The sequence below is a fragment of the Jeotgalicoccus meleagridis genome, assembly GCF_903994045.1.
GTDB classification, from domain to species: Bacteria; Bacillota; Bacilli; order Staphylococcales; family Salinicoccaceae; genus Jeotgalicoccus; species Jeotgalicoccus meleagridis.
In genome coordinates this window covers 56,162-78,528 of the sequence record NZ_CAJEWD010000008.1, presented here as the reverse complement: position 1 = coordinate 78,528, position 22,367 = coordinate 56,162, and the positions used below count along the sequence as shown (strand labels likewise).

27 protein-coding genes are annotated in these 22,367 nt (G+C 36.3%); 25 read left to right on the top strand and 2 right to left on the bottom strand.

Features of this window, described 5'->3' with window-relative positions; genetic code table 11:
* Positions 1-3 precede the first annotated feature (3 nt).
* The 23 genes from JEOSCH030_RS06010 (at position 4) to brnQ (ending at position 19,361) form a co-directional block, all read left to right on the top strand.
* A complete protein-coding gene (locus tag JEOSCH030_RS06010) occupies positions 4-879 on the top strand; it encodes a 5'-3' exonuclease (protein WP_185125723.1) in 876 nt (291 codons plus the stop codon).
* A complete protein-coding gene (locus JEOSCH030_RS06005; RefSeq protein WP_185125722.1) occupies positions 879-1,277 on the top strand; it encodes a ribonuclease HI family protein in 399 nt (132 codons plus the stop codon). The genes JEOSCH030_RS06010 and JEOSCH030_RS06005 overlap by 1 nt, the downstream gene beginning before the upstream one ends.
* Before the next feature lie 36 nt (positions 1,278-1,313).
* Positions 1,314-1,484, top strand: a complete 171-nt coding sequence (locus tag JEOSCH030_RS06000; protein WP_185125721.1) for a zinc-finger domain-containing protein — start codon at positions 1,314-1,316, stop codon at positions 1,482-1,484.
* Between the two features lie 14 nt (positions 1,485-1,498).
* Entirely contained in the window at positions 1,499-1,780 is a 282-nt protein-coding gene (locus JEOSCH030_RS10860; protein WP_235962235.1) for a NifU N-terminal domain-containing protein, read from the top strand.
* 35 nt (positions 1,781-1,815) lie between these two features.
* Positions 1,816-2,610, top strand: a complete 795-nt coding sequence (locus JEOSCH030_RS05995) for a virulence factor (protein WP_235962234.1) — start codon at positions 1,816-1,818, stop codon at positions 2,608-2,610.
* Positions 2,611-2,612: 2 nt separating this feature from the next.
* A complete protein-coding gene (locus tag JEOSCH030_RS05990) occupies positions 2,613-3,050 on the top strand; it encodes a BrxA/BrxB family bacilliredoxin (protein ID WP_185125720.1) in 438 nt (145 codons plus the stop codon).
* Between the two features lie 197 nt (positions 3,051-3,247).
* On the top strand, positions 3,248-4,201 hold the full coding sequence (locus tag JEOSCH030_RS05985) for a thymidylate synthase (RefSeq protein ID WP_185125719.1): 954 nt from the start codon (positions 3,248-3,250) through the stop codon (positions 4,199-4,201).
* A gap of 7 nt (positions 4,202-4,208) precedes the next feature.
* Positions 4,209-4,688 (top strand): dihydrofolate reductase, encoded by a 480-nt coding sequence (locus JEOSCH030_RS05980; protein ID WP_185126529.1) that lies wholly within the window; start codon positions 4,209-4,211, stop codon positions 4,686-4,688.
* Positions 4,688-5,251 carry a DUF2140 family protein gene (locus JEOSCH030_RS05975; RefSeq protein ID WP_185125718.1) on the top strand — a complete coding sequence of 188 codons (564 nt, stop codon included), beginning with the start codon at positions 4,688-4,690 and terminating at the stop codon, positions 5,249-5,251. Before JEOSCH030_RS05980 ends, JEOSCH030_RS05975 begins: the two co-directional genes overlap by 1 nt.
* Positions 5,252-5,262: 11 nt before the next feature.
* Positions 5,263-5,784: a peptide-methionine (S)-S-oxide reductase MsrA gene (msrA, locus tag JEOSCH030_RS05970; RefSeq protein WP_185125717.1), complete on the top strand. Its 522-nt coding sequence runs from the start codon at positions 5,263-5,265 to the stop codon at positions 5,782-5,784.
* A complete protein-coding gene (gene msrB / locus JEOSCH030_RS05965; protein WP_185125716.1) occupies positions 5,784-6,218 on the top strand; it encodes a peptide-methionine (R)-S-oxide reductase MsrB in 435 nt (144 codons plus the stop codon). Before msrA ends, msrB begins: the two co-directional genes overlap by 1 nt.
* A complete protein-coding gene (locus JEOSCH030_RS05960) occupies positions 6,219-6,440 on the top strand; it encodes a YozE family protein (protein WP_185125715.1) in 222 nt (73 codons plus the stop codon).
* Positions 6,441-6,452: 12 nt separating this feature from the next.
* Positions 6,453-7,160, top strand: a complete 708-nt coding sequence (gene deoD, locus JEOSCH030_RS05955) for a purine-nucleoside phosphorylase (protein ID WP_185125714.1) — start codon at positions 6,453-6,455, stop codon at positions 7,158-7,160.
* A gap of 97 nt (positions 7,161-7,257) precedes the next feature.
* Positions 7,258-8,829, top strand: a complete 1,572-nt coding sequence (locus JEOSCH030_RS05950) for a S41 family peptidase (protein WP_235962233.1) — start codon at positions 7,258-7,260, stop codon at positions 8,827-8,829.
* Between the two features lie 174 nt (positions 8,830-9,003).
* Positions 9,004-10,080 carry an undecaprenyldiphospho-muramoylpentapeptide beta-N-acetylglucosaminyltransferase gene (locus tag JEOSCH030_RS05945; protein ID WP_185125713.1) on the top strand — a complete coding sequence of 359 codons (1,077 nt, stop codon included), beginning with the start codon at positions 9,004-9,006 and terminating at the stop codon, positions 10,078-10,080.
* Complete coding sequence (locus tag JEOSCH030_RS05940; protein WP_185125712.1) at positions 10,077-10,703, top strand: phosphatase PAP2 family protein; 627 nt, start codon at positions 10,077-10,079, stop codon at positions 10,701-10,703. The genes JEOSCH030_RS05945 and JEOSCH030_RS05940 overlap by 4 nt, the downstream gene beginning before the upstream one ends.
* Positions 10,704-10,791: 88 nt before the next feature.
* Positions 10,792-11,412, top strand: a complete 621-nt coding sequence (locus JEOSCH030_RS05935; protein WP_185125711.1) for a GNAT family N-acetyltransferase — start codon at positions 10,792-10,794, stop codon at positions 11,410-11,412.
* An 80-nt stretch (positions 11,413-11,492) separates the two neighbouring features.
* Entirely contained in the window at positions 11,493-12,167 is a 675-nt protein-coding gene (locus tag JEOSCH030_RS05930; protein WP_185125710.1) for a response regulator transcription factor, read from the top strand.
* Positions 12,164-13,537, top strand: coding sequence for a HAMP domain-containing sensor histidine kinase (locus JEOSCH030_RS05925; protein WP_185125709.1), 1,374 nt, complete (start codon positions 12,164-12,166; stop codon positions 13,535-13,537). The genes JEOSCH030_RS05930 and JEOSCH030_RS05925 overlap by 4 nt, the downstream gene beginning before the upstream one ends.
* A gap of 102 nt (positions 13,538-13,639) precedes the next feature.
* The gene (locus JEOSCH030_RS05920) at positions 13,640-16,438 is read left to right on the top strand and encodes a 2-oxoglutarate dehydrogenase E1 component (protein ID WP_185125708.1); all 2,799 of its coding nucleotides are present in this window, start codon (positions 13,640-13,642) and stop codon (positions 16,436-16,438) included.
* A 17-nt stretch (positions 16,439-16,455) separates the two neighbouring features.
* On the top strand, positions 16,456-17,691 hold the full coding sequence (gene odhB, locus JEOSCH030_RS05915; RefSeq protein ID WP_185125707.1) for a 2-oxoglutarate dehydrogenase complex dihydrolipoyllysine-residue succinyltransferase: 1,236 nt from the start codon (positions 16,456-16,458) through the stop codon (positions 17,689-17,691).
* A gap of 71 nt (positions 17,692-17,762) precedes the next feature.
* The gene (locus JEOSCH030_RS05910) at positions 17,763-17,957 is read left to right on the top strand and encodes a DUF6501 family protein (RefSeq protein WP_185125706.1); all 195 of its coding nucleotides are present in this window, start codon (positions 17,763-17,765) and stop codon (positions 17,955-17,957) included.
* A 90-nt stretch (positions 17,958-18,047) separates the two neighbouring features.
* Positions 18,048-19,361 carry a branched-chain amino acid transport system II carrier protein gene (gene brnQ / locus JEOSCH030_RS05905; RefSeq protein WP_185125705.1) on the top strand — a complete coding sequence of 438 codons (1,314 nt, stop codon included), beginning with the start codon at positions 18,048-18,050 and terminating at the stop codon, positions 19,359-19,361.
* Positions 19,362-19,401: 40 nt separating this feature from the next.
* Here the strand turns inward: brnQ and JEOSCH030_RS05900 are convergent, their stop codons facing one another.
* Positions 19,402-20,589 (bottom strand): toxic anion resistance protein, encoded by a 1,188-nt coding sequence (locus JEOSCH030_RS05900; protein WP_185125704.1) that lies wholly within the window; start codon positions 20,587-20,589, stop codon positions 19,402-19,404.
* On the bottom strand, positions 20,579-21,301 hold the full coding sequence (locus JEOSCH030_RS05895; RefSeq protein ID WP_185125703.1) for a 5-bromo-4-chloroindolyl phosphate hydrolysis family protein: 723 nt from the start codon (positions 21,299-21,301) through the stop codon (positions 20,579-20,581). The genes JEOSCH030_RS05900 and JEOSCH030_RS05895 overlap by 11 nt, the downstream gene beginning before the upstream one ends.
* Before the next feature lie 123 nt (positions 21,302-21,424).
* On the opposite strand from JEOSCH030_RS05895, the gene JEOSCH030_RS05890 reads away from it, so the two are divergent.
* Together JEOSCH030_RS05890 and cspA are read left to right on the top strand one after the other, a co-directional pair.
* On the top strand, positions 21,425-21,727 hold the full coding sequence (locus JEOSCH030_RS05890; protein WP_185125702.1) for a DUF1033 family protein: 303 nt from the start codon (positions 21,425-21,427) through the stop codon (positions 21,725-21,727).
* A gap of 106 nt (positions 21,728-21,833) precedes the next feature.
* Entirely contained in the window at positions 21,834-22,034 is a 201-nt protein-coding gene (gene cspA, locus JEOSCH030_RS05885) for a cold shock protein CspA (RefSeq protein ID WP_026866280.1), read from the top strand.
* The last annotated feature ends 333 nt before the right edge of the window (positions 22,035-22,367 follow it).

Here is a 22,367-nt window from a genome sequence, read left to right as displayed (position 1 = left end):
GGCATGACAAATCAAACTTTGATTATAGATGGAATGGCACTCTTATTTAGACATTTTTTTGCGACCAGTTTTCGCAATCAATTTATGTACAATAAGTATGATATACCAACAAACGGAGTCCAAGGCATGATTAGACACACATTTAAACTTTTAGAATTAACGAAAGCGAAAAATGTGGTTATCGCCTGGGACATGGGTTCAAAATCTGTGCGAAATGATTGGTTTGAAGGCTATAAAGCGAACCGTCTCGCACCACCTGAAGAAATGACACCACAATTTGATATGGTCAAACAAGTGATGCATGACTTAGGCTTTCATCAAGAAGGTGTGATTGGCTATGAAGCGGATGACGTGATTGGCACAGTCTCTAAGGAAATAGATGATCTGATCATAGTCAGTGGAGACCGAGACCTTCTACAATTGATTAATGATCATAACCAATTATGGTTAACCAAAAAAGGCTATACAGAATACCATCATTATAATTTAGAAACTTTTATTAACCAGTACGGAATTACACCTAGTCAATTTATCGACGTTAAGGCTTTAATGGGCGATTCAAGTGATGGCTATACAGGAGTGACTGGTATCGGAGAAAAGACGGCTTTAAAACTTATTCAAAGCCACGGTTCAATTGATATGCTCTTAAATAATTTATCGACCTTAACACCTAAGATGCAGGACAAGATTAATACAGATATGGAATCCCTTAAGATGTCTTTAAAATTGGCTAAAATTATTACGGATGTGCCTTTAAAAATGGACGCCCTTAAAGACAATTCAGTTTTCACCTATGATAAAAATCACGCTCAACAAGTTTTAGAGGACTACGACTTAAACATCGCTCGAAAATATTTAGATAGTGTGAGTTTGTCTTAATGGCAATTATGTATATAGATGCAGCAGCAAGCATCGAACCAAAACTTGCTGCCGGTGGTGTCTTAATTAAGACGGATGATGCAACTTATGAAGCTTCCACATTTTTAGGAATAATGGACAACCATGAAGCGGAGTGGGCGACTTTTGAATTTGGTATAGAGGAAGCGAACCGTTTAAAACTCAACTCCCTGATTGTCTACACCGACTCTAAATTAATTGCTGATAGCTTTAATAAGGGTTTTGTTAAAAAGGGGATCTATAAGTCATACTTTGACAGGATTCAAAATTTAAGTCAGTCTTATAGTATGCTACTCGTCAGTCATACCCCTCGTAAGAAAAACAAAGGGGCAGACAGGCTGGCAAAAGACCGTTTATATAAAGAGCGAAACAGTTTATAATGGGTGAGTAAGAGCGCTTATAAAAGAGGTATGATAATGAATACAGAAGCACTTGAAAAAATAAATTATTTAGAAAAGAAATATTGTCGAGGCTGCCTCTTAAAAGAAAGAAATCGTTTAGAAGGCAGTAAAACTAGTGCACATACGTTTTGTATAACAGAGTGTTCAGTTGGTATTGAAATGAAAATGCAGGGCAATAAACTATAACCGGAGGCAATAACATGAAAATTGAAAGAATAGAACCTACACCAAGTCCAAATACAATGAAGATTACAGTCAATGAGGCAAAAGAAGATATGAAATCTTCTACTTATAAGGAAATTACAGAAGAGACACCTGCTTTCATTGCACGTGTATTAGAATTAGAAGATGTCACTAGTGTCTTTCATGCTTTAGACTTTATCTCAGTTGATAAATCATCTAAGGCAGACTGGGATAGTTTAATCCCACAGATTGAAGCCGTGTTTGATCAAGGACAGGCTGATGATCCAAAAAAAGCGTAAAACCTGAGTCGAACTTCGGTGAAGTAAGTGCTCAGGTGCTAACTTTTAAAGATATTCCCTATCAGTTAAAACTCAATGATGGTACAGAACATAGAGCGCAATTAGGCGACCGCTTTGTTCAGGCAGTCTCTGATGCGACTTTAGAAACGGATAATATTATCTTCAGTAGAAAGTGGCAAGATCTTTCAGTTCGTTATGGTCAAGTAGAAGACGTCATGAAGGAACTCTTAGAAGAGTTTGATGCGCTTTATCCAAAGACTGCTTTAGATCATTTAGTCAGCCAGGCTAAAGCAAAAAAACAGCCAGAAGCTAAAAAGTATTATAAAGTATCATTAGAGGACTTTAAAAATGCCACTGATTGGAAAGAGCGTCTTTATATGCTGGATCATTACGATAATCCAGATGAGAGTGATTATGACTTTTTATCATACGCAATGACCGATGAAAAACTACAAGTCAGACGTATGGCAGTCAGCTTACTATCCTTGATTGAAGAAAAGTCTACACTCCCTTATTTAAAGGAAGCCTTAAAAGATAGAGCAATTCCAGTTAGGCGAACCGCTGCGGATGCATATAGTGACCTTGGCTTTAAAGAAGGTTTAGAAGATATGCACCAAGCGCTCGACGATAAAAGTCCAATTATCCGTTGGAGAGCGGCAATGTTTATATACGAATCTGGTGATGAATCTAGCCTTGAAGTATTAAGAGCACATCTTGATGAACCTCAATATGACGTTCGTCTTCAAATAGAGATGGCAATTACTCGTATTGAACAAGGTGAAGAAGCACTCGGAAGCGTATGGAAACAAATGCAATATAGGGAGCGATAAGAATGGATGCTTATCAAGCGTATATGAAAGAAATTGCTGAACCGATGAGACGAGAGTTAACAACATATAATTTTGAGGAGTTACTCGACGAAGAAGCGGTTCATAACTATATGAAAGAGGCGACTGACGAGACAACGACCTTTGTTGTTATCAATAGTGTATGTGGTTGTGCTGCCGGACTGGCAAGACCAGCAGCAGTCACTGTGGCTAGTCAAAACCCAATTAAACCGGACCGTCTAGCAACAGTTTTTGCCGGCCAGGAAAGACCAGCGACAGAAGCCATGAGAGAATATATTGACCGTGCACCATCAAGCCCTTCAATGGCACTGTTTAAAGGTCAAACACTTGTTGCTTTCTTAGGTCGAGAAGATATTGAGAATAGAGAAATAGAAGCAATTATGGCAGATATTAAAGATAACTTTGATAACTACTGTGCATAAAAAAATACGCCGACTGAATATTTCAGTCGGCGTATTCATCTACTTACTCGTAAATGCACATACTAATCATGTATAATGCTAATAAAGACAGGCCAATTGTAAATAAAATTTCCATGTGCAGCACTCCATATCTTATTTTTCATTATTGATTACTTTAATTATATAGAATATATCTAGAAAATGAAAGGGTGGTTTTCATGAATTCATTTGATCAGAGCTATCATGACCTCGCTAAAAAGATTCTTAAAGACGGAATCGATAAAACAGATCGTACCAATACGGGAACAAAATCTATCTTTGGTCACCAGATGCGTTTTGATTTACAGGACGGTTTTCCCTTATTAACCACGAAAAAAGTGTCCTTCAAACTTATTGCAACCGAATTGATATGGTTTTTAAGAGGGGATACTAATATTAGATATCTCTTAACTTATAATAATAATATATGGAATGAATGGGCCTTTAAAAAATACGTCGAGTCAGAAGATTACCATGGGGTGGACATGACTGACTTTGGTCACCGCTCGCTTACCGATCAGGACTTTAAAAAAGAGTACGATCAAGAGATGGCAAAATTCAAAGAAAACATCCTAAATGACGATGCTTTTGCAAAAAAATATGGCACTTTAGGTAATGTCTACGGTCGCCAGTGGAGACACTGGGCGGGTCCGGATGGTCAAGTCATTGATCAGATTAAAAACTTAATCGACGGCTTAAAAAACAATCCTGACTCCCGCCGACATATCGTCAGTGCTTGGAATCCTGCAGAAATAGAAGGAATGGCCTTACCACCATGCCATACACTCTTTCAGTTTTATGTAGCAGATAATAAGTTGAGTTTACAGCTCTACCAAAGAAGTGGCGATGTCTTTTTAGGTATTCCTTTCAACATCGCAAGCTATAGCCTTTTACTGGCACTGGTGGCAAGAGAATGTGGCTATGAAGTAGGAGAATTTGTGCATACAATAGGGGATGCCCACATTTATTCTAATCACTTCGATGCTGTAAATACTCAGTTAAGTAGAGATAGCTTTGCACCACCACAGCTAAAAATTAAATCAGACAAATCAATCTTTGACTTAGAATATGAAGATTTAGAGATTATCGATTATCAATCACATCCAGCAATCAAAGCACCGATTGCAGTCTAAGGAGGACATCATGGTTTCTTTAATTGTTGCACATGCTCGTCAATTTGTAATTGGTTATAATGGAGATATGCCTTGGCATTTACCCAATGATTTAAAACATGTTAAGACACTCACAACAGGACAAACAATTGTCATGGGACGTAAGACTTTCGATACTTTAAAAAAGGCACTACCTAATCGAAAAAATGTAGTCTTAACGTCTAACACGTCATATGAAAAACCAGATGCGACAGTCATTCATAATATTGAAGACATTAAGTCTCTAGAAGGTGAGGTCTTTATCTTCGGTGGGGCGACGATCTATGAACAGACGATGCATCTTGTTGATACGATGTACATCACTTATATTGATGAACATTTTGGCGGCGATACTTTTTTCCCAGAATACGACTTAAGCGACTGGGATATTGTTGAAAAAGTCTCTGGTCAAGTCGACGATAAAAATAAATACCCACACACATTCTATAAATTAGTTAGAAGGTCATGATGAATTTTTTAAAAAATCATATATGGCAAATCTTGTTCTGCATACTTTTAGCTTTTAATATTTTAGTCATCTTATTGATTATTTCATTTACTAACCCAAGTTATGAAACAGTCAATTATGATGATAAGACAAGTAAAGAAGAACAAGCCTTACCTTTTATCTTGCCAAATACTACTATTGAGACTCTGATTAACGACAATTTACCTTATGAAGAATTTAAAGTGAGTGTGAATGAAGAGGGTGTCAGAGTTAATATTGAACAAACTGTCTTAGGGATTAAGGTTAAATCTAGCGTCCAAGGTAAACCAGTCGTTGATGGGGATAACATTATCATTCCCTTGTCGGATTTAAACTTAGCTAATCTGCCACTGAGTGAAGATACCCTTTACACTGCCTTAAGAACCTTTACAGATTTACCTGAAGGTATCACCATGAAAGAAAATGAAAAAGCCATCGTCATCGAAAGTGGACTATTCGAACAATATTTTGGTATTGGACTTCAAGTCGATAAGATAGACTACGAAAACAATGCGTGGTACTTTTCTATTAACAACATATTCTAGGAGGAATTTTTATGTCAACAGCGACACTTGCCGGAGGATGCTTCTGGTGTTTAGTCAAACCATTCGATCAATGGGATGGCATTAAGGAAATAGTATCAGGATACTCTAACGGTGATGAAGAAAATCCATCATATGAATTGGTTTCAACAGGGACAACAAAACATGTAGAAGCTGTACAAATTGATTTTGATGAAAATGTAATATCCTATAGAGAAATCTTAGAAATCTTTTTTAAAACTTTTGATCCAACAGATAATGGCGGTCAATTCGGTGACCGTGGACCGCAGTATATGCCTGCAATTTTTTATCATAATGATGAGCAAAAAGAAATTGCTGAATCAGTCATTAATGAACTAGAAGAAAAAGAAGTCTTTAATGCACCGATTATTACACCAGTACTGCCGTACAAGAATTTTTATCCTGCTGAAGAAGAACACCAAGACTTCTATAAGAAAAATGCAGGTCACTATAAGGCTTATTATAAAGGCTCAGGTCGTCAAGGATTCATTGAAAATACTTGGGGGGAACAATAATGACAAGAAAAACTGTAGAAGAACTTACTGATCTAGAAAGACAAGTCATGAAAGAAAATGGTACAGAAGCACCGTTTGAAAACGAGTACTGGAAGCATTTTGAAGAGGGAATTTACGTCGATAAATTAAGTGGTAAGCCACTATTCACTTCTAAAGACAAATTTGATTCATCATGCGGTTGGCCGTCATTCTCTAAATCACTTGCTGAGGGCGATGTATCAGAACACGTCGATACTTCATTTGGTATGAGACGTACTGAAGTCAGAAGTGAAAGCTCTGATTCACACCTCGGTCACGTCTTCCCAGATGGGCCACCAGAAACAGGTGGCCTACGCTACTGCATTAACTCTGCTGCGATTGACTTCATTCCAAAAAGCGAGATGAAAGATCAAGGTTATGAAGAGTATATCAGTATTTTAGAGGCGCGTGACTAGATGAAAGAACGTTCTTATTATCAATATATGAAGACAAGACTCGGCAGTAAAGATCAAGAAGGCCAGCTTGCCCATCATATTGTTGACGACATGTCTTTTCCGAAATACGAAACAGATTATGATAAAATTTCAGATTATCTTGAAAAGAACCCATACCTTAATATATCATTAGATACGTTCGATGATACTTTTTCGGATTATAAAGAATGGTTAAAGTCATAAGGAGATGAATTGATGAGTATTCACATTAATGCAAAACAAGGCGACATTGCTGATACGATCCTTTTACCAGGTGACCCACTACGTGCCAAGTACATTGCAGAAACATTTTTAGAAGACGTAGTTTGCTACAACGAAGTACGTAATATGTTTGGTTATACAGGGACTTATAAAGGTAAGAGAATTTCTGTACAAGGTACAGGAATGGGTGTCCCTTCAATTTCAATCTACATTCATGAGCTCATGAGAGAATACGGCGTTAAGAACTTAATTCGCGTCGGTACTGCTGGAGCTTTAAAAGAAGAGGTTAAAGTTCGTGACGTTGTTATTGCACAGAGTGCGACAACAGATTCTTACCAAAATGCTAAACTTTTTGGTAATGTCAACTACGCGCCAACTTCTGACTTCGATTTACTCTTAACGAGCTACAACGAAGCAAAAAAACGTGGTCTAGATGTTAAAGTTGGTAATGTTTATACAGCTGATTCATTCTACGATAGAAAAACAGATACTAAGCAATTAGCAGACTATGGTGTCTTAGCAGTAGAAATGGAATCTGCAGCACTATTTACAATTGCCCAAGAATACAATGCTAAAGCACTTGCTATTTTGACAATTTCTGACCACTTAATTACTGGTGAAGTAACAACTGCTGAAGAAAGACAAACAACTTTCAATGATATGATTGAAGTTGCACTTGACTCAGCAATACAATTTATCTAAGCATAATTAGAACAGTGGATATCACATTCACTGTTCTTTTCTTTTATTTAAAGTGATAAACTGTTATTATATGGAGTAATATACAGGTAGAAATTAGGTGCATAAGTTGACAGAAGAAAAAGAAAATGGAGGTCAGGGTCACAAGAACCGCTCTATAAAAATAAATATATTCTGGTTTATCGTTATTATATTGACGACAATTATTATTTCTGTCGTCATTACTGCTGTTTCTATATCTAATAATCAAGAGCGAGCAGTGAACGTAGGGACAGACACAAGAACTGAGTTTGCTAAACTTTATAATGTGTATGATACTTTAACTGAAAACTACTACGAAGATGTCGATAAAGACGCGCTGATTGAATCATCGATTAGAGGGATGGTAGAAGGTTTAGACGATCCCTACAGTGAATACATGAATATCGATGAGACCGGAGAATTTGAAGAAAGTATTACAGGTGACTTCGAAGGTATCGGTGCTGAAATTATGCAAGAAGGAAATAAGATCCTAATTTCTAGTCCGATGAAAGGCTCTCCTGCAGAAAAAGCAGGCTTAGAACCTGGAGATCAGATTGTCGGTGTAGACGGAGAATCGACTGAAGGCATGACGACGACCGAAACAGTTCAACTTATCCGTGGTGAAAAAGGTACAGACGTGACGATTACTATCCAGAGAGGGAACAGTAGTCCAAGCGATGTTACTATCACGCGAGATACGATTCATATCGATAGTGTGACTTATGAAGAAGTAGATGGTGTCGGTCATATTTCAGTCAACCGTTTCCAACAAGGTACAACAGAAGAATTTGAAACACACTTTAATAAGGCTGCAGATGACGGTGTAAAAGAATTGATTATTGACTTCCGTTACAATCCAGGTGGACTCTTAAATGAAGCAGTCACACTCATCAATCAATTTGTTGGCCCTGATACAAATGCACTTTATCTAGAAGATAATGAAGGTAACCAACAAGAACTGCTAACAGAAAATGAAAAAAATCCAAATGCTGAAAAATTTGACGAAGTTTACATCTTAATAAATGAAGGTTCTGCAAGTGCTTCAGAAGTATTTACAGGTGCCTTAGATGATTTAACTGATGTTAAAATCGCAGGAACGACTTCATTCGGTAAGGGTGTTGTTCAAAGAACAAGTGAGTTCAAAGATAACTCTATGCTTAAATATACAAACACCAAATGGTTAACACCGAATAAGACTTGGGTTCAAGATAAAGGTATAGAACCTGACATCAACCTAATTACACCGGATCACTATAGAATAGAACTCTTAAGTGAGGATGAAGTCTTTAGTGAGAACCAAGAGAACGACAAGGTACTGTCAATAAAAGTTGCCTTAGACGCACTCGGTTATGATATCTCTGACTTCACCAATAAATTTGATTCTAACTTGACCAATGCTGTAAGTGCATATCAAGAAGATCAAGGCTTAACTGCAGATGGTATTGTTACTGGTGAAACGACAACAAGCTTAATTTCAGATATTAGAGAATTAATTCAAGAAGAAGATGCACAACTAAATTACTTAGTTGATTACATCAATAACGATCGTTCAATTATGGAAATCGAGCAAATTGCACGCAATAACGCTCAACACATTCCAGTCGTTGAAGATACTGAAAACAATCTTGAAGATACTGAAGAAGAGGAATAAATATTCCAAAGGCATGTTTCCTGGATTAAACAGGGGATATGCCTTTTCTTTTATGGTAGCTTAGAATTTACACACTTTTATACACAATACAGGTCGAATTATGCAGAATTTTTCTTGTGGACAGCTTACAATTGGTTTAAAGTAATAGTAATAAGTACGATGATGGAGGATTTTATGGATTCCGAGAATAATAAAATTATGCTTACCGGCGGTGGTACAGTCGGTCACGTTATGTTAAATAAAATGTTAATCCCTGAACTAAGCAATATGGGATATCAGCCACACTACATCGGCTCAAAGAATGGTATAGAAAAAGATATTATGGAAGAAACTCAAATTCCGTATCATTCCATCTCAAGTGGTAAATTACGTAGATATATATCGCTTGAAAACTTTAAGGATATTTTCAAAGTAGTTAAAGGTGTACTTGATGCCAAAAAGATCTTGAAAAAAGAAGCACCGCTCTTAGTGTTTTCAAAAGGTGGCTTTGTATCAGTACCTGTCGTACTGGCAGCTGCTGCGAGAGATGTACCTGTCTACATACATGAGTCGGATTTGACACCAGGACTAGCAAATAGAATTGCGAGTAAGTTTGCAAATAAAGTATTTTGTACTTTTGAAGAAACGACCAGTAGTTTTACTGATGCAAAAGTGTCTTATTTAGGGCCTGTCTTACGTACAGATTTACTTCAAGGTCAGACAGAAGAAGGTTTTAAACTGACACTTTTTTCAGCTAAAAAACAAGTGCTCATGATTATGGGTGGCTCTTTAGGTTCTAAAAAAATTAATGAATTTATTTGGGAGCATATAGATACACTGACTGAACACTATCAAGTGATTCACTTAACAGGTAAGGACAATATTAACAAAGATATTTCCAATCCTGATTACATCCAGTTTGACTATGTAAATGAAGATTTAAAACATCTCTTAGCAATTTCTGATATAGTCATATCACGTTCTGGTTCTAATGCAATCTTTGAACTTCTCTTAGTTAAAAAGCCAATGATCTTAATTCCACTCGGCCTTGACCAAAGTCGTGGAGACCAGATTCAAAATGCTGAGCATTTTAAAAAGGAAGGTTATGCTGAAGTAATTAAAGAAGAGGAACTAGATATTAATACTTTAAGAAGTCAGCTTAGTAAGATTGAAGACAACTACAGTGATATTACTTACAAGATGTCTCAATTTAAAAATGCTTTTGAACCTAAGGAATTTGCTAGAAAACTCATCGAGGAGGCCAGTAAGTGAATCGACAAAAAAAGATATCCTTATTTATAGTCTTCACTTTAATATTTGGCGTCATCGCCGTCTTTCATGAGTCGAGAGTGGGGCGCTTTATTGACCGTGAAGTATACGAAATTATCTATGCCTCTGAGAGCTTTATCACTACAGCACTCATGCTAGGTTTAACCCAGCTTGGAGAAGTTTTATCAATGATTGTCATGTCATTGATCGTTATCTCTATACTCATGCTTTATAAACTTAAAGTACATGCTTTATTTATGATTCTATCCATGCTGACATCTACAATTTTAATTCCTGTCTTAAAACATTCTTTTGACCGCGAACGTCCAAGTTTCTTAAGACTTATTGAAATCTCAGGCTTTAGCTTCCCAAGTGGTCATGCTGTAGGGTCATCTATTTTCTTTGGCTCTTTAGCCACTGTAATTAACCATACCAATCTAAATAATAAAGCGATTCTATTAACAGTCTGTGCATCATTTATCCTCTTGATTTCATCATCAAGAGTCTATCTCGGTGTGCATTATCCAACTGACGTCATAGCAGGGGCAGTCATTGGCTTAGCAGTTGTCTTTGGAACAAGTGCTATACTCCATAAGTCCTTAAAACGCTATAAGTTATCTAGATAAATTTATTTTCCAATATTATTATTGCTTATAATTTGGCTAGCAATTATAATGAGATTGCTTGTGATAAATTAAGACGGTAGGTGATAATATGGTTATAAATTTATATGAAAACATCACTCTAGAAAACGATAGAATTAGACTCGTTCCTATGCAGTTAAGTCATGCGGCTGAGCTACACAGAATCAATCACGACAGTATTTGGACCTACATGCTGTTTCAAGCAACTACCGAGGATACTATGCTTCAATGGGTACAAAGCGCAATTGACTTAAGAACTCAGATGCAGTCAATTCCTTTTGTTGTCGTCTTAAAGTCTACTGGTGAGGTTGTTGGTTCAACAAGAATTCAACATATTGATTACGAACGTCAAAGCTGTGAAATTGGTGCATCTTGGTTTGGTACCAAAGCCCAGCGTACTTTTATAAATTCAGATAGTAAGTACTTACTTTTAGAGTACTGTTTTGAAGTATTAAATCTCATGCGGGTTCAAGTCCGTGCTGATGAAAGAAATGAACGCTCTAATAGAGCGATTGAGCGAATTGGTTTTACCAAGGAAGGTGTCATTCGAAAAGAACGTGCCTTACATGGTGTGCCTCGTAACCTGATTATCTATTCCATCATCGATGATGAATGGCCAGAGATTAAGACCAATTTACTCATTAAACAACAAAGCTACATGATGGAAACACCGGACTCGAGTGTTAGCTAAAAATAAAGACATACTTATGTATGTCTTTATTTTTTTTAAGCTAAGTTTCATGCTAATATAATTGAGAAGTAGGTGGTTAAATGCCAGAAATATTAGTAGTAGAAGATGAAACAAATTTAGCGCGTTTTATCGAATTAGAATTAAGTCATGAAGGTTATTCAGTTACGGTGGCAGCTGATGGCCAAGAAGGATTCAACCTCGCTTATGATAACAACTATGATGCTATTCTCCTAGACTTGATGTTGCCAAAATTAAATGGTTTAGAAGTATGTCGAAAACTTCGTAAGACAAAAAACACCCCGATTATTATCATCACTGCCAAAGGAGAGACCTATGATAAGGTCGTTGGACTCGACTACGGGGCGGATGATTATATTGTTAAGCCATTTGAAATAGAAGAACTCTTAGCAAGATTACGTGTCATTATGCGTAGAAATCAATCTGTTGAAGTCAATCATGACACGATTAATATTCATGATATTGAGATTGATACAACAGCTTACACCGTGTCAATTGAAGGCACACCAATTGATCTGACTAAAACAGAACATGAACTCTTGTACTTACTCGTTAAAAACAAGGGAATCGTCATGAAAAGAGAACAGATATTAGATGTTATCTGGGGTTATGATAGTGAAGTCGAGACCAATGTTGTCGACGTTTACATTCGTTATCTACGTAATAAATTAAAACCCTTTAACAAGGATAAACTCATTGAAACGGTCCGTGGTGTCGGCTACGTGATTAGACAATGAAATCTCAAACTTCGTTAAGATCACAGTGGTTAAGATTATCTATTCTGATCATTACCATTACTTATTTAATCTTTAGTTCACTCTTAATTTATGCGACGAGCATTTACTTAAAAGATCAGGAATATCGTTCGATTTCTAGAAGTTTAGATGATGTGTCTACACTTTATTCTGAACAAGCATTTAACTCAATTTCAGAAAAGGACATCTACTCTAATCTTTACGATAATCAGCTCATGGCACTTTACACTTTAAGTGGAGAAGAGGTTTACCGCTGGCCAGTGCGTTCGATCTTAGACTTCCAAGTAGATTTCGAGCAGAGTGATAATCCAATTATCCGACCAAAGAGCCTTGAAGGTAATGACTACTTAGTCGGCACTCAGTTAATACAAACAGATTACTGGCATGGCTATGTTGCGGTTGTTCATCCTTTACATGAGTACAATACCATTATTAGAATGATGATCTTTATCGCTATGATTATTGGCTTTTTATCAATTACCTTTACATCGATTATTTCTTATTTCTTTTCTTTCCAAATGGTCAAACCGATTGGGCGATTCACCAATCAATTGAAGAAAATTGAAAATCAAGGCTTTGCAGAAAGGCTGCAATTAAAAACAAATATTGTCGAAACTGATTTTATGATTGAATCCTTTAACAACATGATGGATGCCTTAGAAGAATCCTATAATCAGCAAAAACAATTTGTAGAAGATGCTTCTCATGAATTAAGAACGCCACTGCAAATTATTCAAGGCCACTTGCAGTTAATCAATCGCTGGGGACGAAATAATCCAGAAGTACTCGATGAATCACTTGGTATTTCCATCCAGGAATTAAAACGTATCAATAAATTAGTTGAAGAACTTCTCTTATTGACTAAAAACGAGGCGAGTGACTATATTCAAACTGAATATATCAATATTAATGATGAAATTAAGAGTCAGTTAGAATCCTTAAAAAAAGTTCATCCAGACTATCAATTTGATAGTCATTTACACCCTAGTAACTTAACTTATCCAATTAATAACTATCATTTTGAACAGATGTTGATCATCTTCTTAGATAACGCTATTAAGTTTGATACTAAGAATAAGCATATTAGTGTCACAACAGAGCTGAATGATCGAGGCGATATTCACATTCAAATTTCTGATAGTGGCATTGGTATTCCGAAAAATGAAATCGATCAAGTATTCAATCGTTTTTATCGTGTGGATAAATCCCGCAGTCGCAATCAAGGTGGCAATGGGCTCGGATTATCGATTGCTAAAAAGGTAGCTGAGCTATACAAAGGCACCGTGTGGATTACAAGTGAAGAAGGAAAATCTACCACTGTTCATATAAGTTTTCCTAAGCCTTTAAAGTAAGTAGGAAAATTTACACTTATACATCTTGATACTTTAAAGCGCTTAGATTAAATGGTAAAATTTAGTTGTAAAGAGTAAATAATATAAAGAGGTGGCAGTACAATGCAAGCAAATGAATTTGAGAATGCGCCACTGAGATTCGGGACTAATCTCGGCTTAATTCTCGACTATTTTGACATGTACAAGGAAGACCCAAGTTCAGTATCAGATGAAATGAAGTATCTATTTGATACCATTACAACTGGACTAGACGGCGATGCACCATCTAGTAGCACTACTTTAAGCAATGCATCACAAGACAAGATCAAAGGCATTTTACAGTGGTTAAATGATATTCGTCAGTACGGCCATTTGAAAGCTGATGTTTATCCTGTTTATGCACCAGAAATTGATAATGCACCAAACTTTGATTTTGAAGCTTATGGATTTTCTTCGAGTGATCTAGAAGCACTACCTGCAAGTATTGTTTCAGAAGCAATTAAAGACAAATTTTCTAACGCATTAGAAGCTGCAAACTATTTAGAAGAAGTATACACTTCACCGTTATCTTATGAGTACACTCATATTAATAACAGTGAAGAAAGAGCTTGGTTACAAGATGCAATTGAAGGTGCGGGAGAAATCAGTCTGACTGATGAAGAAAAACTTCATCTCTTTAAAGAGCTCGTTAAAACTGAGGGCTTTGAAAAATATTTACACAAAAACTTCGTCGGTGCAAAACGCTTTTCAATTGAAGGTGTTGATTCACTCGTACCGATGCTAGACCATTTACTAACGAAAATGGCAGAGGAAAACATTCCACATCTACAGATTGGTATGGCTCACCGTGGACGTCTTAACGTCTTAACACACACGCTTCAAAAACCATATGCCATGATGTTAAGTGAATTTATGTCGACTGACCCGATGAAATTCTTACCAGAAGATGGTTCTTTAGTCTTAACCAATGGTTGGATGGGCGATGTGAAGTATCACTTAGGTGGGGTGAAAACTAGAACTGATAAAGGAATCACTCAAACAGTGACGCTAGCTAATAACCCATCTCATTTAGAAATTGTGGGACCAGTTGTACAAGGACGTACACGTGCGCAACAAGAAAAAAGAGATGAAAAAGGTTATGCAAGTCACGATCTTGATAATTCACTTGGTGTTATTATCCACGGTGATGCTGCCTTCCCAGGTCAAGGTGTGAACCCTGAATCCATGAACCTTTCTAACTTAGAAGGTTACTCAGTAGGTGGGGCAATGCATATCATCACAAATAACCGTATTGGCTTTACTACAGAAGAGTGGGATGCACGTTCTACCCTCTATGCTTCTGATATTGCTAAAGGCTTTGATATGCCTGTCTTCCACGTCAACGCTGACCGTCCAGAATATGTCTTACGTGTCATTGATATTGCAATTCAATACCGTCAGAAGTTCAAGAAAGATTTAGTCATTGACCTAATTGGTTACCGTCGATACGGCCACAACGAAATGGATGAGCCGATGACAACAAACCCAACTTTATATAATGAAGTTCATGCTTATCCAACAATTGATCACTTATACGGCGACCAGTTGATTGAAGAAGGTGTACTGACTAAAGAAGATAAGGATGCGATTTTACAAGCAATCCAAGACGAATTAAGAGACGCTCATGACCAAATTGATAAAAATGATACGATTGTCACTAAAGATATCCAAACTCCAGAAGTTATCTTAGAAGGCCAAGCTAACGAAGAAGAAAAGGATATTTCACTTGATCGTCTTAAAAAAATTAATGAAGAACTCCTAACTTACCCAGAAGGCTTCTCACCGATGAAAAAACTAGGCAATGTTCTAGCGCGTCGTGAAAAACCATTTACTGATGATACTGCCTTAGTAGATTGGGCACATGCAGAAGCTTTAGCATTTGCAACAATTAATCAAGATGGAACACCGATTCGCTTAACAGGTGAAGATGCTGAGCGTGGAACATTTGCTCACCGCCATGCTGTACTTCATGACCCTGAAACTGGTAAGACACATACACCATTACACAATGTGAGTGGTTCAGAAGCATCATTCGAAATATATAACTCACCATTAACAGAAATGGCTGTTGTTGCTTATGAGTATGGTTATAATGTTGAGAGCAATGAAACGCTAACGATTTGGGAAGCACAATACGGAGATTTTGCTAACATGGCACAAGCAATCTTTGATGTGTTCGTCTCATCTGCACACTCTAAATGGGGTGAACGTACTGGTCTAACTTTACTCTTACCACACGCTCAAGAAGGTCAAGGACCAGAGCACTCATCTGCACGCCTAGAAAGATATTTACAACTGTGTGCAGAAAACAATATGACAGTGGTTAATTTATCTAGTAGTGCGAACTACTTCCACTTGTTACGTCGACAAGCGAAGTATTTAAACACAGAGAAAATGCGTCCACTTGTAGTAATGTCACCGAAGAGCTTGCTTAGAAACACTACAGCAAGTCAACCAATATCTGAGTTTGTAAATGGACAATTCCATGAAATTATCGTTCCTGAATACAAGAAGACAAAAGTTAAAACTGTCGTTCTTGCGAGCGGTAAGATGGCTGTAGATCTCTTAGAAGCAGAAGCTAAAAAAGAAGAGAGCAATGATGAATTACTCATCATTCGCTTAGAACAATTGTATCCTTTCCCAGGACAAGCAATTAAAGAAATTCTCGATGGTTTAACTAATCTTAAAGAAGTGCGCTTCGTTCAAGAAGAGCCACAAAACCAAGGTGCTTACCACTTTGCACTTCCTTACTTATTAGATATCGTTCCAAGTAAGGCAACACTGAACTATGTTGGTAGAAAACCAAGTGCTTCAACTTCAGAAGGTAATGGTGGATCTTACAAACTTATTCAAAATAGCATCATAGAAAATGCTCTAAAATAATAGGAGGTATTTTATAAATGGCTGAAATTATAGTCCCAGAATTAGCTGAATCTATTACAGAAGGTACAATTTCAACTTGGTTTAAACAAGTTGGAGACTCTGTTGAAAAGGGAGAAAATGTCTTAGAACTTGAAACTGACAAAGTTAACGTAGAAATTGTTAGTGAAGAAGCTGGGGTAATTTCTGAACTTAAAGCAGAAGAAGGCGACACAGTTGAAGTCGGCCAAGTGATAGCAATTGTCGGTGAAGGTAGTGGTGCACCTGCAGCTGATTCTGCTAAAGAAGAAAAAACAGAAGACAACAAAGAAGAAAGTAAATCAGAGTCAGTAGCAAGTGAATCAGCTGACGAAGATGCATCTGTTGTTGTCGCGACACCATCTGCTAGAAAGCTTGCTCGTGAAAAAGGCATAGATATTAAAGATATCAATGCTGCAGATCCACGTGGTTTAGTACGCAGTCAAGACGTGAACAAACACAGTACAGCACCTGCTAAAGAAGAAACACCAAAAGAGACGCCTAAGGCAGCTACAAAAGAAAATACGACACCTGAAAAACCAGTTAGACGCGAAAAAATGTCACGTCGTAGACAAACGATAGCTAAACGTTTACTTGATGTATCTCAAAATACAGCAATGTTAACGACTTTCAATGAAATTGATATGACGAATGTCATGGAATTAAGAAAGCGTAAAAAAGAATCATTTATGGAGCGTAATGACGGAACTAAGTTAGGATTTATGTCCTTCTTCACTAAAGCCGTTACTGCTGCTTTACGTAAATACCCAGCTGTCAACGCTGAAATTGATGGCACTGACTTAATCTACAAAGAATTCTTTGATGTGTCTATCGCCGTATCAACTGATGAAGGTCTAGTTGTACCAGTTGTTCGTAACACAGATAGAAAAACATTTGCAGAAATTGAAAATGATATCGCTGAACTTGCAGGAAAAGCAAGAGATAAAAAGCTGTCACTCGACGAAATGTCAGGTGGATCATTTACAATTACGAATGGTGGGGTATTTGGTTCCTTAATGTCGACACCAATCATCAATGGTACTCAAGCAGCTATCCTTGGTATGCACACGATTCAAAAACGTCCAGTCGCAATAGGGGACGATATTGAAATTCGCCCAATGATGTATATTGCTTTAAGTTATGACCACAGAATTATCGATGGGGCAGAGTCAGTTGGATTCTTGAAAACTGTTAAAGAACTCATTGAAAACCCTGAAGACTTATTGTTAGAAGGTTAATTGAATTAAATATTAAACTGATTAGAAAGGGTATCCTTGGGATACCTTTTCATTTTTTAGGAGGAAATAAAATGATACAAAAAGAATGGGAAAACAAAAATCTAGGTACTGTGATTGTAAAACACACAGATGCTGAAAAATTCAAAGTGTCTGACATGTTAACAGTTGGTAAGGAATATACACTTGTTAACGAAACAGAAGAATATTACTTTGTGATAGATAACTCTGGAAAAGTTGCTGGTTATTACAAAACTTACTTTTCTTAACATTAATTTCAGATAATTTAAAATACTTCTAGATTTTTTTCATATTCTAGTGTAGACTTATTGCATACTAATTTTAGATGAGGGATGTTTATGAGCATAAAGCAAGTTATAATGGTTGGATTTATGCTGTTTGCCATGTTCTTTGGAGCAGGTAACTTAATTTTTCCACCCGCACTAGGTTTTTCTAGTGGAGAATATTTTTGGACAGCTATGATTGCCTTTGTCTTAACAGGCGTAGGTTTACCACTTCTAGGGGTAATTGTTGGATCAATTTCAAAGGCAGGATATAAAGAATCACTTAAAAATATCCATCCAGCTTTTGCAGTTGGATTTCTAGTTGTTATTTACTTAACAATTGGACCTTTCTTTGCAATTCCAAGAACAGCAACAACTGCATATGAAATGTCAGTTGTTCCATTCTTAAGTGAAAACACAGGCGTATGGTTACTTATATTTTCACTAGTATATTTCATTATTGTCTTTTTACTTAGTATTAAACCAGGTACTTTAGTAAATAGTATTGGTCAAGTGTTAACACCTTTACTATTAATCGGTATCTTACTGTTGATTGTCTTAGCTGCAGTAGCTTACTTTAACAATCCGATTAACCCAACTGGAGATAGTTTTGTTGATACTTCAGCCTTCTCAATTGGCTTTACTGAAGGGTACTTAACAATGGATGCCATTGCTGCCATTGCTTTCTCAGTTTTAGTATTAAACTCAATCAGACAGCTAGGTATCACAAACAGAAAAGACTTACTTATCGGGACGATTAAATCAGCTTTACTTGCAGCAGTATTACTTGCTGTAATCTACATTTCTTTAGGTTGGTTAGCAAACAGAGTAGACCTAGGTGGTATGGCGGTCGATGACCAAAACCTTGGTACTTTCTTACTGACATTTATGGCTGATGATGTCTTTGGTGGCTTTGGACCAATTTTACTTGGTATCATTGTCTTCCTTGCTTGTATAACAACAGGTACAGGTTTAATCGTATCAGTATCAGAATACTTTAATAGCTTACTACCAAAAGTTCCTTATGGATTATGGGTAACAGTCTTTACTCTAATTTCATTTGGACTTGCAAACCAAGGACTTGACCAAGTAATTGCAACAAGTGTACCTGTCTTATCAATTATTTACCCAATCGCTATGACGACAGTGGTCTTATTGATACTGACATACTTTGTTCCTTCACCTAAATTATCATTACAACTACCAGTGTTCTTAGTGACTATACTGTCAATTATTACAGTAATACACAGAAACGGTTGGTTGACAATGGATTGGTTAGAAGCTTTACCACTATTTAGCTTTAGTTTTGAATGGATTCCATTCTTAATTGTCGGTTACATTGTGGGTTACCTCATCTCAATGAACAAACCAAAAATTGAATACTCATAAGAAAAAGCTCCAGAAACTTTTAAGTTCTGGAGCTTTTTTATCAATATCGATATTCATCTTTTAACTGAAGTAAACGATCTTTTAATTCTTTTTCCATTGTTACTAATTCAGATTCAGCAGATTTACGTTTTGCTGATCCTTCCGCTTGGATTTTAAGCGTTTCTTCGATTGTCGATACTAGGTTTTCTTGTGTCGTCTTCAGAGTTTCTATATCGACAATGCCTCTTTCATTTTCAGCCGCTGTTCTAAGTGAATTTTGTTTGAGCATTTCACTGTTCTTAGTCAGTAAATCATTGGTTGTATTTGATACTTCTTGTTGAGCTTTAGAAGCTGATTCTTGACGAAGTAGGGTAAGTGCAATCGCCATTTGGTTCTTCCATAAAGGAATACTCGTTAGAATAGAGCTTTGAATTTTTTCAGCTAAGGTCTGGTTAATGTTTTGAATCATTCTGATTTGTGGTGCAGACTGTAGTGTAATTTGTCTAGATAGTTTTAAATCATGGACACGTTTTTCAAGTCGATTAATGTACTGCATCATATCGTTAACATCTTGAACATCCATTTGATTAGCCGAACGGTCAGCTTTTTCTCTTAAGCGAGGCAACTCTTCTTTTTCTAATTCCTCTTTTTTAAGCTCAGCTGCTGCAATGTAAATATTGATTGCATCAAAGTAGTCTTTGTTTTGTTCGTATAAGCCATCGAGCATATTGACATCTTTAACTAATACTTCTTTAGCATGTTCAAGTTGAATAGAAATTCGGTCGACTTGAGAAGCGATACTTTGGTGTTTGGAAATCATTTCATTTACAGAACGTTTCACCTTACCAAACATACGTTTAAATATATTGGATTTTTCATTCGTTAATTCATCAGGATCAATTTCTTTAAGCTTTTTCATTAACTCCTGAAGTGTGTAACCAATCGGACCCACATCTTTAGATTGAACTTCACTCAACATTTGGTGTGAAAACTTAGACATTGCTTGTTGAGCATTCGCACCATAAGTGATTAAAGCATCATTATCAAGTGGCTCAATCTTATTTTTAATATCCTGTATTGTCTTTAAATCATCTTCGGAAAATTGATCTTGGTAGGTAGTTAAAACCGATGAACTATTACTATTTTGACTTGTCTCTTTTTGTGGCTGTAGGACGAGTTCATCATCATTATCATCTATAGATTTAAATGGATCCTTCAACAGCTCGTTTTTCAATTCCTTATTCTCCATTCTTATCACCTCGGTAGACATATTCTTTTGCTTGATCTTTTTTAAGATTAATCTTTTCTTTATCTAGTTTATTAGTCAGTAGAGCTTGTCTCTTTTTACTTCTATCTGCATTACGTTTAATCAGTTCTCTTTCGACATCTAGATCATCATAACTAGAAGCATTCATGTGTGACAGATTTGACTGTAAGGTACGTTTTAATTCTAACAGCGATAATCTCGTTTCATGAAGTTGCATGCGTTCTTGTTTTGACTTTCCAGGCATCTTGTAAAGATATAAATACTTTTCAATCGTATTGACTGCAGATTCTAAGTTAGAGTGAAAGAACTGTTGACCTCTATAAAACTTTCTAGGTTCCTCTTCCACTGAAGAGATAATTGTTTTTATAATTCGATTGATTTCATAAATCATTTTAGCATCTTTAATCGTTCTAATATTCATATAAGATGAACGTAGACGTTTAATCTGCTCATCTGCTTGATTTAATTGCTCTTTAATGTACTTGTATTCGCTATTCGTCAACTTATATTTGTCCAAGTGTTTTTTATGGAATATTTGTTGAGTGGGGAGATAAGAAGCTCCGAATCCACCAATGCCCACTAAAACATCTAGAAATAGATGAATATCAAAGATATTTGAAGATAGTACCCAGAAGATTAAACCGACTGGTACAGCAATCAAAGAAGCAAGAAAATGAGAAAAATTATTTTTCATTGCTTAAAACCCCTTAATATAGATGTAGCTACGTATTACAATTATAAAACTTAATACTTGATAATGCTAATTATACGCGTTTATAATTATGGCTAGTATAGGCAATCTGTTAGGAGACTTTCTATGTATGAAGTAGTAATAGTTAAAGCTGATTATGAAGGCTGGTGGCTGTTCGAAGGTTGGCAAGATGACATCGTCGAACGCTTCCCTGCAAAAAATCAAGCAGACCTCATTAAGCTTTATCAAAAAATAGTACTTGAAATGAAAGAAAAATACACGAGTTACCAAGAAGGAAAGTATCATCTGATTGCTTTCTTTAATGCCTGCGAGTTGGAGTACTGTGAAGACTGTGGTGACGATATGCAGTTATTTTATACTCCTATGATGACTAAAAATAATGAATTTTTAAATTGTATAGAAAATTAAAATATTTGTCGAAATGGGTTTGCAAAATAAGTGATATTCTTGTATAATATGAAATATCAGTAAGTTCTACTTATTGATAATTAACGTCTTTTGGAGGATTTTATTAATGAAACAAGGTACAGTAAAATGGTTTAACGCAGAAAAAGGTTTTGGATTCATCGAAGTTGAAGGAGAAAACGACGTGTTCGTACACTTCTCAGCAATTAACCAAGAAGGTTACAAATCACTTGAAGAAGGTCAAGAAGTAGAATTCGAAGTAGTTGAAGGCGACCGCGGTCCACAAGCTGCAAACGTTGCTAAACTATAATTATAAATTGATTCATGTGAATAATTTGTAAAGCAAAACAGGAACCAAGTTCGCTTGGTTCCTGTTTTTTTGTTTTTGGATGGATGGAGATGTTTTTTCTAATTTGTGGGGATGGAGGGTGGTGATAAGTCGTGATAAGATTAGGTGTTTATCACTGAAATAGGTGAGGGCGGTGATAAGTCATCGCAAATCTCGATACTTATCACCAAGAAAATTCCAATAGATATAAATCTCAATGTCTTTTTTCCACTCGACATCATTTCTGACAGACCCTATGGAATTTTCAGCGCTTATTTTCCATTCGACATCATTTCTGACACACCCAATAGACTT